Here is a 9392-nt window from a genome sequence, read left to right as displayed (position 1 = left end):
GGTCAGCCAACGCGTCCTCGCCCTCAACGCCGCGATCTGGCACAACTGGAACACCGGCGCCCCCGTGAAACGATCACTGACTGCCTACGACCATTAACCCAAATTCACATCAGCGATCTAGGCCGGCGGGGTGAGCGGCAGGACGGCGGTCACCTCGGTGCCGCCGCCCGTCCGGGGGCCGATCGCGCAGGTGCCGCCGATCTCGGCCGCCCGCTCGCGCATCGACGTCAGCCCCACGCCCGGCGACGGCTCGCCGGGCAGGCCGGTGCCGTCGTCGGCGACCGACACCCGCAGCTTCCCGGCCTCCCGCCGCAACGTGACCAGCACCGACGTGGCCTGGGCGTGGCGGCGCACGTTCGTCAGCGCCTCCTGCACGATCCGGTACGCGGCCGTCTCCACCGCCGCCGGCAACCCGTCGAGGACCCTGTCGGACCCGGCGAGGGCCCTGTCGGACCCGTCGAGGGCCCCGTCGGACCCGGCGGGCAGCCCTTCGGACCCGTCGGCGGCCGGCGGCACGGTGACCTCGACCCGGGGGCCCGGGGCCTGGCCGAAGGCGCGCAGGGCGCCGGCCAGGCCCAGCTCGTCCAGCACCGGCGGGCGCAGGCCGTCCACCAGCTCGCGCACCGACATCAGCGTGCTGGTCATCTCCTCGCGCACCCGGACCAGCAGCTCCTCCACCGACTCGGGGTCGCGCTCCAGCCGCCGCCGCGCCTCGTCCAGGGTCATCGTCACGCTGGTCAGCGTGGGGCCCAGCCCGTCGTGCAGCTCCCTGCCCAGCCGGCGCCGCTCCTCGTCGCGGGTGGCGCTGATCCGCTCGTGGGAGTCCCGCAGGTCGGTGCTCAGTCGTACGGCGTGCGCCAGCTCGGCCAGGTGCTTGGCCATGACGTCCAGCGGCTCGCGGCCCGGCCGCGCCCCGGCGATCCGCAGCCGCCCGACCGGCTCGCCGTGCCAGGTCAGCTCGACGGACCGGGGCCGGGCGCCCAGCTCGCCGTCCACGAACGACAGCGCGGGCTCGCCCGGCACCTCCACGCCCACCCCGCGGGCGACCAGGGACGTGCGCACGACGGAGATCGCCTCGGCCAGCGCCCCCGCCGGGTCACCGGCCCCCTGCACAGTACGGCTGAGCAGGTCGGCCGCCCGGTACGGGTCGCGTTCCACGTTGAACAGCCGGTCCACCGAGCGCTGGAGGCGCAGGCGCACGGGATGGAAGGCCGCGCCGGTGACCATCGCGGAGGCGAGCCCGGCCGCCGCGCCGTAGCCGTCGGCCAGGCTGTTGGACGTCCAGATGAGCGCCGAGTACGTGAGGCCGGCCCCGACCGCGAGCGTGCCGTACACCAGCGTGCGGTTGAGGATGAGCCGGATGCCGTAGAGCTGGTGGCGCAGCACGGCGGCGATGATCGCGATGGGGATGCCCGCGGCCAGGAACACCCGTACGGCGATGATGAAGGTGTCCTGGTTGCCCGCGCTGGCGATCCAGTAGCCGACGAAGATCACCATGGCGTAGAAGTACCAGATGATCTGGCGGCGCACCTCGGGCGTCGCCGCCCGGTACCTGAAGCCCAGCGAGACCACGCCGAGCAGGCACAGCAGGATCATCGGGGGCCCGATCCACGACTCCACGACCTCGGGGACCCTGCCCAGCGCCGCCACCCCGAACGGGTTGCCCACCGGCACCCCGAGCTCGAACGACGGGTCGGGCGACAGGCCGAGCAGCAGCGAGTGCCCGGCCATGAGCACCAGGTTGCCGTAGAGCACCGGCCGCCAGCGCCGCGACGGCAGCCGCCCGTCCGGGAAGAGCAGCGGCATGATGCCCGTGAACGCGGGCACCGGCAGCAGCCACAGCCAGATGGCCGGCCAGGCGACGTAGGGCAGGAGCGGGCCGGGCGCGTGGAAGTACAGCCAGCCGGTCAGCGCGAACAGCAGCGAGTACGCCGACCAGACCACGCCCGTCGCCCACATGAGCCACGGGATCAGCAGCCGGGGCCGCCTGCTGATCAGGAACGCGCCGGCGAGCGGGAACATCAGCCCGATCGGGTCGAGCCCCTGCGTATCGGCCAGCCCGCCGAGCTGCGCCGCCAGCACCGCCGCCGTCACCACGGCCGCGAGCGAGGCCACGGCCGCCGTCCACACCGCCGCCAGCACGAGCCGCCGCCGCCACACCCGCGTGCGGCCGGGGCCGTTCGCGCCGGGGCCGTTCGCGCCGGGGCCGTTCGCGCCGGGCCCGTTCGCGCCGGGGCCGTTCGCGCCGGGACCGGGGTCGTCGTGGTCGGCAGGGGTCATCGTGGCTCCTTGACCGGCAGTTCCGCGACGACCTCGGTGCCGCCGCCGGGGCGCACGTCCAGCCGGCACACGCCGCCCACCTCCTCGGCCCGCCCGCGCATCAGGGCGGCCCCCTGGCGGCGCTGCTCGGGCAGCCCGATCCCGTCGTCGGACACCGTCAGCCGGAGCCCGGCGCGCCGCTCCACCCTGATCAGGGCGGTGGTGGCGCGGGCGTGCCGGCGCACGTTCGCCACCGCCTCATGCGCGATCTTGTACGCCGCCACCTCCACCGCGGCCGGCAGGTCGGCCAGCGAGCCCGAGACCACCACGTCCACCCTCGGGCCGGGCGCGTCGGCGAGCAGCCGTAAGGCGCCCTCCAGGCCGAGTTCGTCCAGCCCGGCGCCGTCGAGCGCGGGCGGACGCAGGCCGTACACCAGGTCGCGGACGTCCACGATGGCCTCGGTCATCTGCCTGCGTGCCGTGCTGAGCAGGGGCTCGACCGAGCCGGGGTCGCTGGCCAGGCTGAGCCGGGCCTGGTCGACGCTCATCGCCAGGTTCGTCAGCGCCGGTCCGAGGCCGTCGTGCAGGTTGCGGCGGAGTTCGCGGCGTTCCTCCTCGCGGGTGACCAGCATGCGTTCGCGCGAGCGCTGCAGGTCGGCGCTGAGCCGTACGGCGTGGGCGACCTCGGCGAGCTGCCTGGCCAGCATGTCCAGCAGCGCCCGGTCGCGCGGCTCGCCGCTGACCGACAACCAGCCCATCGACTTGCCGTGCCAGACCAGGCGTTCGACCGAGGGGGCCGGGCCCATCTCCCCGGCGATGACGCTGCGCACCCGTCCGCCGGGCAGGACGACCTCCACCGCGACGCCGGTCGCCCCCAGGGCCAGCCGGACGGCGTGGGCCGCCGACGCCAGGGCCTCGGCCGGCCCCCTGGCCTCCTGCACGCTCCGGCTCACCCGGTCGGCCAGCCGGTACGGGTCGCGCTCCCACCGGAACAGCCGGTCCGCCGCGTTCTGCAGGCGCAGCCGTACGGGCTGGAACAGCGCGCCCGCGGCCAGCGCCGCGATCAGGTCGGACCACGAGCCGAACAGGCCGTCGAGCGCGCCGACCCCGAAGTAGACGGCGCCGACCACGGCGGTCAGCGCGAGGTAGACCAGGGCGCGGTTGAGCAGGAGGAGGGTCCGCTCGCGTCCGCGCAGCCCGGACAGGACCGCTGCCTTGACGAGCAGCGGTCTGACCGCTCTGAGCAGCATCCGCTGGGCTTTTTTCGCCATATGTCGGGCACATCATAAGTGGCGGGACCGCTATCGCAGAGAGTCCACGGGCTGCATCTTCGCCGCCCGCAGCGCCGGATAGAGCCCGGCCAGCAAGCCCACCACCGCCCCGGCCACCGGCGCGGCCAGCGCCAGCCGCGCGTCGAGGAGCGGCGTCCACTCCCTGGCGGCCGAGACGGCGACGACGGCGACCACGCCGAAGCTCGTGCCGATCACGCCGCCGGCCAGCCCGACCAGCGTCGACTCCAGCAGGAACTGGGCGGCCACGTGCCGCCGCGCCGCGCCGAGCGCCCGGCGCAGCCCGATCTCGGGCACCCGTTCCATCACCGTGACGAGCGTGACGTTGGCGATGCCGACCGCGCCCACGACGAGCGAGACCAGGCCGAGGATCAGGAACAGCGCGTTGACGTCGTCCTGGGCGGCGTCGCGGGCCCGGGTGGGGCCGGCCGGCGCGACCACCTGGAGCAGGTCCTCGTTGCCGGGGCTGAGCGCGACCGGCGTCTGGCCCGCGACCAGCGCGGTCGCGCCCAGGCCGGTGTTGACCAGCACCCTGGTGACCGTCCGCAGCCCGAACCGGGCCCCGGCGGTCGGCGGCACGAACACGGCCGCGCCCAGGTCGCGCTCCCGGCGCAGCCCGCCGAGCACGCCGATCACCGTGTACGCGTGTCTGCCGATGAAGACCGCCGGCGCCCCGTCGAGCCGGGTGATCCCGAGCAGCCGGGCGGCCTGGTCGCCGAGCACGGCCACCCGGTCGCCGCGCCGGACGTGCCCGGCGTCGTAGAACCTGCCGTGCAGCATCGTGCCGCGCAGGGCCCCGGGAAGGCCGGTGGTCGCGGCGACCACGGGCAGCGACTGCGTGGTGATGCGCGCCGGATCGACGATGTCGTTGGAGCGCACGGACAGGTTCGCGGTGTCCTCGCTCTCCGACAGCGCGGCGGCCGACTCCACGCCGCGCAGCCTGGTCAGCCGGTCGACGGCGTCCCAGGTCACCAGGGGCGCCTTCGGCGAGGCGGGCACCTCGACGGTGATGGCCGTGGCCACCAGCGCGTCGAAGTGGCCCACGACCTGGTTGCCCGCGGTGGCGGCCACGCCGAGCGTCACGACGAGGGTGGTGATGCCGAGCACGGTGCCGAGCGTGGTGAGCGCCGTGCGCAGCGGCCGGGCCAGCAGGCCGGCGACGGCCTCGCCGGCCAGATCGCGCAGGTCCATCACTCCTCCACCAGGACGCCGTCGGTGATCCGCACCCGCCGCTCGGCGCGCGCGCCGACCTCCTGCTCGTGCGTGATGACGACGATGGTCAGGCCCTGCCGCCGCAGCTCGTCGAACAGGTCGAGCACCGCCTCGGTGTTGCGGCTGTCGAGGTTGCCGGTCGGCTCGTCGCACAGCAGCAGCGACGGGGAGCCCATGAGGGCCCTGGCGATGGCCGTGCGCTGACGTTCGCCCCCGGACAGCCGGCCGGGCGCGAACGCCGTACGGTGTCCGAGGCCGACGCGGTCGAGCGCCGCCAGGGCCCGCTCCCGCCTGCCCTTGCGCGGCCGCCGGGTGTAGAGCTCGGCGAGCATCACGTTCTCCACCACGGTGCGGTGGGCGAGCAGGTGGAAGGACTGGAAGACGAAGCCGATCCGCTCGCCGCGCAACCTGGTCCTGACGCGGTCGGGAAGTGTGGTGGTCTCGGCTCCGTCGAGGCGGTAGCTGCCGGAGTCGGGCCGGTCGAGCAGGCCCAGCACGTTGAGCAGCGTGGACTTGCCGGAGCCGGACGGGCCCATGACGGCCACGTGGTCGCCGCGGCCCACCCGCATCGAGACGGCGTCCAGCGCGCGGACCGGCGGCTGCGCGGCGTACCGGCGGCACACGCCCGTCAGCTCGATGACCGGCTCGGCCCCCCGCTCAGGCATCGCCGACCACCACCCGGTCGCCCTCCTTGAGCGCGCCGGTGACCTCGACGTTCCCGTCGGCGGACAGGCCCGTGCGGACCTCGACGTCCCTGGTGCGGTCGGCGGCGTACTCGACGCGTACGCGGGCCCGGCCGTCGGCCGAGGTGATCACGGCCGCCACGGGCACCACGAGGACCGGGTCCTTCGTCGCCCCCACGGTGATCCGCGCCGTCACCGCGGTCCCGGCCTTGAGCCCCTTGGCCGGGCCCGGCGTGATCAGGACGGGCTGTCCCCCTCCTTCGACCGCCGCGGAGCCCGGCACCTTCGCCTTGTCGCCCACGGCGGTCAGCCGGGCCGGGTACGACCGGCCGGTGTCCAGCTCGACGGTCGCCGGCATGCCCGCGCGCAGCAGCTCCGACTCCGCCGCCTCGACCGACGCCGTGACCGCGAACGACGAGCTCGTCACGGTGGCGACCTCGCCCTCGACGCGCTGCCCCGCCTTGACCGACACCTTGCGCACGCGGGCCGGCAGCTTCGGCAGGAACACCACCTCGCCGGGCGGGATCGAGACCCCGTACGTGCGGGAGTACTCGGCCAGCATCTCCTCGGCCGCCGCCACGTCCGCCCGCGCGCCGGTCACCTTGAGCCGGGCGGGGGAGAGCTGCCTGGCCTGGCGCAGCGCCTGCTCGGCGGTCGCCAGCGTCTCCTGGGCGGCGCGCACGGCCGCGCGCAGCTGCTCGATCCGGGCCGCGCGGGTCTGCCCGGCCTCCTTGAGCACCAGGTCGCGGGCCTCCTGGGCGGCCGACAGGTCGGCGCGGGCGTTGGCCACCCGCAGCTCCAGCAGCCGCGTGTCGGCGGGCGAGGCCGTGGGCTGGGCAGCGGCCGTGGCGGCGGGCGCGGGCGTGCCGGTGGGGGCAGCGGTGGGGACGCTCGTGGGCCGGGTGCGGGCGGCGGCCAGGGCCTGCTCGGCCTCCAGCAGCCGCTCCTCGGCTGCCCGCACCGCCGAGTCGGCGGCCGACAGCCGGGCCTCGTCGGCCGGTGGCAGCTCCTCGGACCGGGCCTCGGCCAGGGCGTGGCGGGCCGCCGCGAGCCCGGTCCTGGCGTTCTTCAGCCTGAGCTTGAGCGGGAGCACGTCACGTCCCCGGTCGAGCGCCTGTTTCTCGGCCGCCAGGGTCTCCTTGGCGGTCCGTACGGCCTTGCGCAGGGTCTCGTAGGTCTGCCGGTCGGCGAGGGCGGGCCGCTGGGCCTGGTACCCCTTGGCCGCGTAGAGCCGGGTGAGCGCGGCGACCGTGGCCGGGTCGAAGACGCCGGTGGCCGGCGCGCGGTGCCCCAGCCTGCGCAGCGCCCGCTGCACCTGGATGACGTCGTCGCCCTCGCTGCCCGGGGTGATCGTGCGGTGCATCGGCACCGAGCCGCGCAGGACGAACACCGGCCGGCCGTTGACCTCCATCAGCACCCCGCCCTCGGCGATCCGGCCGGGACGCGGCGCCCTGGTGGCCCGCTGCAGCTCGGACGCGCCCCCGACGGCCCCGGCCAGGCCGACCGGCAGCGGCGAGCCGTATTCGAGGGTGCCGTTGACCACGACGGTGCTGACGAGCCTGCGCCGCTCGACGGCGGCGGTGACCAGGGACGGTGTGGGCGCGGCGCGCCTGGCGGCCTCGTCGGCCGGTGAGCGCAGCCGGGTGCTCACCGCCCACCCGGCCAGGGCGACGAGCACGACCCCGGCGAGCACGACGGCCGCAAGCCTGCGTGGGGATCTCATGACGACGTCAGAACGCGAACCGGTCGTTGATCGCGCGCTGGACCGCGGTCTCCTTCGGCGTGTAGGCCGCGTAGAAGTCCTTGCCGCACTCCAGGTCGTCCAGCGCCGCCTTGACCTCCTGGACGAGGTACGGCCTGGCGGCGTCGGGGGTGAGCTCCGGCATGTGGAACTGCTCGGTGTCCTTGGTCATCTTGGGGGCTTCGGGGAGGTTCTTCTGCTGCTGGCGGCCCAGCTTGTCCTGCCGGCGCATGAACTCCCGCTCGCCGCGCTGGCTGAGCGCCGACGGCTTGGCGTCGGCCACCGAGTAGCCCTTGCCCTTGAGGCAGGCGGCCATGGGGCCGGCCAGCGCGACCAGCTCGGGGTCGCCGTCCAGCTCGGTGGCCTTCGCCCGCCTGTGGGCGATGGCCATCTGGGAGAAGTAGTCGATGTTCGACTTCAGGGTGAGGCCCAGGACCTGATTGCCGGCCGTGACGACGCAGGCGTCCTTGGCCTTGTGGTAGGCGGTGAGCTGGGCGACGGAGAGGTCTCTCTGGATCTTTATGTTGGGGTCCGGGTCCTCCTTGCCGCCGGGGCCTTCCAGCTCCCCGGGAAAGACCTGTAGGGCGAACACGCCGAATCCGTATTTGGCGCGATATTTCTTCATCGCCTGGTAGTCGCCGGAGGCGCGCTTGCGCTCGTCCTCGCTCTTGTCCTCGGGCTTCACGTACGGCACGTATTTGAAGCCCTTCTGCTTCATGCAGTCGGCCTTGGCCGCCTCGAACTGGTGCTTCTTGTCCTTGGCGGCGGCGGCCCGCGACGGCTGGGCGGTCTCGGCGCCGCCGGTCGGCTCGGCGGCGCCCCCGCAGCCGCAGAGCACGGCCGCCGAGAGCGACATGGCGATGGCCAGGCGGGATCTCTTGAGCATGGCGGAGACCATACTCCGTTCCACGAAGTATGGTCAATCCAGGCAGTGCCGCCGCTGGCGGAAGGGCGCGAAGGCGGCCCCCATGATCAGCAGCGCGAGCACCCCCCAGTAGGCCAGGTGCTGCCGGGTCAGGGCCTCGGAGTGCAGCACCAGCTCGCCCGACGTCGTCGCCAGGTAGATCGCCGCCGCCAGCGTCCACCGGTGGTCGCGGGCCAGGTAGGCGCTCCCCGCCGCCAGCCCGAACGCCACCGCCTCCACGACCAGCCTGCTCAGGCTGAGCGGGAACGACGTGGAGTCCTCCATCCACTCGGGGCCGGCCCACGCCGCCGCCACGGCCGCCGCCCACCACCACCACGACCTCGTGCGCGGCGCCCGCCGCAGCAGGAGCAGGCCGGTCAACGCCACCGCGTAGGTGCCCGCCACCAGGTAGGGGTCGCTGTCCATGAACAACGGCCGGACCTGGAGGAGCGTCGGATAGACCGGTAACAGCGTCGTGTCGAACGGCTGCCACCACCCGCCGGCCAGCGCCACCGCCTTGGCCCCGGTGAGCAGGGTCAGCGCCGCCGCCGTGCGCAGCCACCCGCGGGCGGTCGCCAGCAGCGTGAGCGCCGACAGCAGCGTCCAGACCGGCAGCGTGCCGGCGTAGGGCAGCAGCGCGGCCAGGTTCGCCGCCGCGACGGCGGTGACGGCGAGGTGCACGCCGTCCGCCCACGGGCTGCCGGTCGCCAGGTGGACGATCCGGCTGCGCACCCCGCCCCTGAGCAGCCCCCACGCCTCGCGCGGCACCGGGACGCGCCGCCCCGGCGCGGCCGATTCGAGCAGCACGTCGAGCAGCTCGTCACCATGGGCCGCGCGGTAGGTCCTGGGATAGGCGAGCAGGAGCCTGCGGTAACGCCGTTCGAGCGTGGACGCGGCCCGCGCGGACCCGACGGCCGTCATCCGGCCGACGGCCGCAGGACGAGCGAGGCGGCCGCCTGCATGCGTCTCGCCTCGGCCTCCACCAGCGCCTGGCCCTCGTCGGTGATCCGGAAGTAGCGCCGGTTGCGCCCGTTGACCGTCTCCTCGCGGTCCACGGTGATGACGCCTCGCTCGTTGAGGCGTTCCAGGATGCCGTAGAGCGTGCCGACGGAGGGCTGCACCCGGCCGCCGGACAGCTCCTTGACCGACTTGCTGATCGCGTGGCCGTGCAGCGGGCCGGCGCGCAGCGCGGCGAGCACGAAGTACATCGGCTCGCTGACTTCTGAGGTTCCCCTGGGCATGGGGGAGACAGTATTCCGTTCAACGGAGTGTGGGCAACGCGGGCGGACCCCCGGAAGGACCGC

8 protein-coding genes are annotated in these 9392 nt (G+C 74.5%); all 8 read right to left on the bottom strand.

Annotated elements, in window-relative coordinates; genetic code table 11:
• Window positions 1-117: 117 nt before the first annotated feature.
• From ACFYYW_RS48840 to ACFYYW_RS48805, 8 genes are read right to left on the bottom strand one after another with little or no spacing between them, the layout of a single operon-like run.
• Window positions 118-2280 carry a sensor histidine kinase gene (locus tag ACFYYW_RS48840; protein ID WP_387661404.1) on the bottom strand — a complete coding sequence of 721 codons (2163 nt, stop codon included), beginning with the start codon at window positions 2278-2280 and terminating at the stop codon, window positions 118-120.
• Complete coding sequence (locus ACFYYW_RS48835; RefSeq protein WP_352320652.1) at window positions 2277-3530, bottom strand: histidine kinase; 1254 nt, start codon at window positions 3528-3530, stop codon at window positions 2277-2279. The genes ACFYYW_RS48840 and ACFYYW_RS48835 overlap by 4 nt, the downstream gene beginning before the upstream one ends.
• A gap of 30 nt (window positions 3531-3560) precedes the next feature.
• A complete protein-coding gene (locus ACFYYW_RS48830; RefSeq protein ID WP_387661400.1) occupies window positions 3561-4739 on the bottom strand; it encodes an ABC transporter permease in 1179 nt (392 codons plus the stop codon).
• Window positions 4739-5425 (bottom strand): ABC transporter ATP-binding protein, encoded by a 687-nt coding sequence (locus ACFYYW_RS48825; RefSeq protein ID WP_387661397.1) that lies wholly within the window; start codon window positions 5423-5425, stop codon window positions 4739-4741. The genes ACFYYW_RS48830 and ACFYYW_RS48825 overlap by 1 nt, the downstream gene beginning before the upstream one ends.
• Window positions 5418-7166: a peptidoglycan-binding protein gene (locus tag ACFYYW_RS48820; protein ID WP_387661393.1), complete on the bottom strand. Its 1749-nt coding sequence runs from the start codon at window positions 7164-7166 to the stop codon at window positions 5418-5420. The genes ACFYYW_RS48825 and ACFYYW_RS48820 overlap by 8 nt, the downstream gene beginning before the upstream one ends.
• 7 nt (window positions 7167-7173) lie before the next feature.
• On the bottom strand, window positions 7174-8070 hold the full coding sequence (locus ACFYYW_RS48815; RefSeq protein ID WP_387661390.1) for a hypothetical protein: 897 nt from the start codon (window positions 8068-8070) through the stop codon (window positions 7174-7176).
• A 33-nt stretch (window positions 8071-8103) separates the two neighbouring features.
• The gene (locus ACFYYW_RS48810; protein WP_387661387.1) at window positions 8104-9009 is read right to left on the bottom strand and encodes a hypothetical protein; all 906 of its coding nucleotides are present in this window, start codon (window positions 9007-9009) and stop codon (window positions 8104-8106) included.
• Window positions 9006-9329, bottom strand: coding sequence for a PadR family transcriptional regulator (locus ACFYYW_RS48805; protein WP_189651648.1), 324 nt, complete (start codon window positions 9327-9329; stop codon window positions 9006-9008). The genes ACFYYW_RS48810 and ACFYYW_RS48805 overlap by 4 nt, the downstream gene beginning before the upstream one ends.
• Window positions 9330-9392 lie beyond the last annotated feature (63 nt).

The organism is Nonomuraea sp. NPDC001831 (assembly GCF_042892035.1).
Lineage (GTDB): Bacteria > Actinomycetota > Actinomycetes > Streptosporangiales > Streptosporangiaceae > Nonomuraea.
This window is presented reverse-complemented; position numbering and strand designations above follow the sequence as displayed.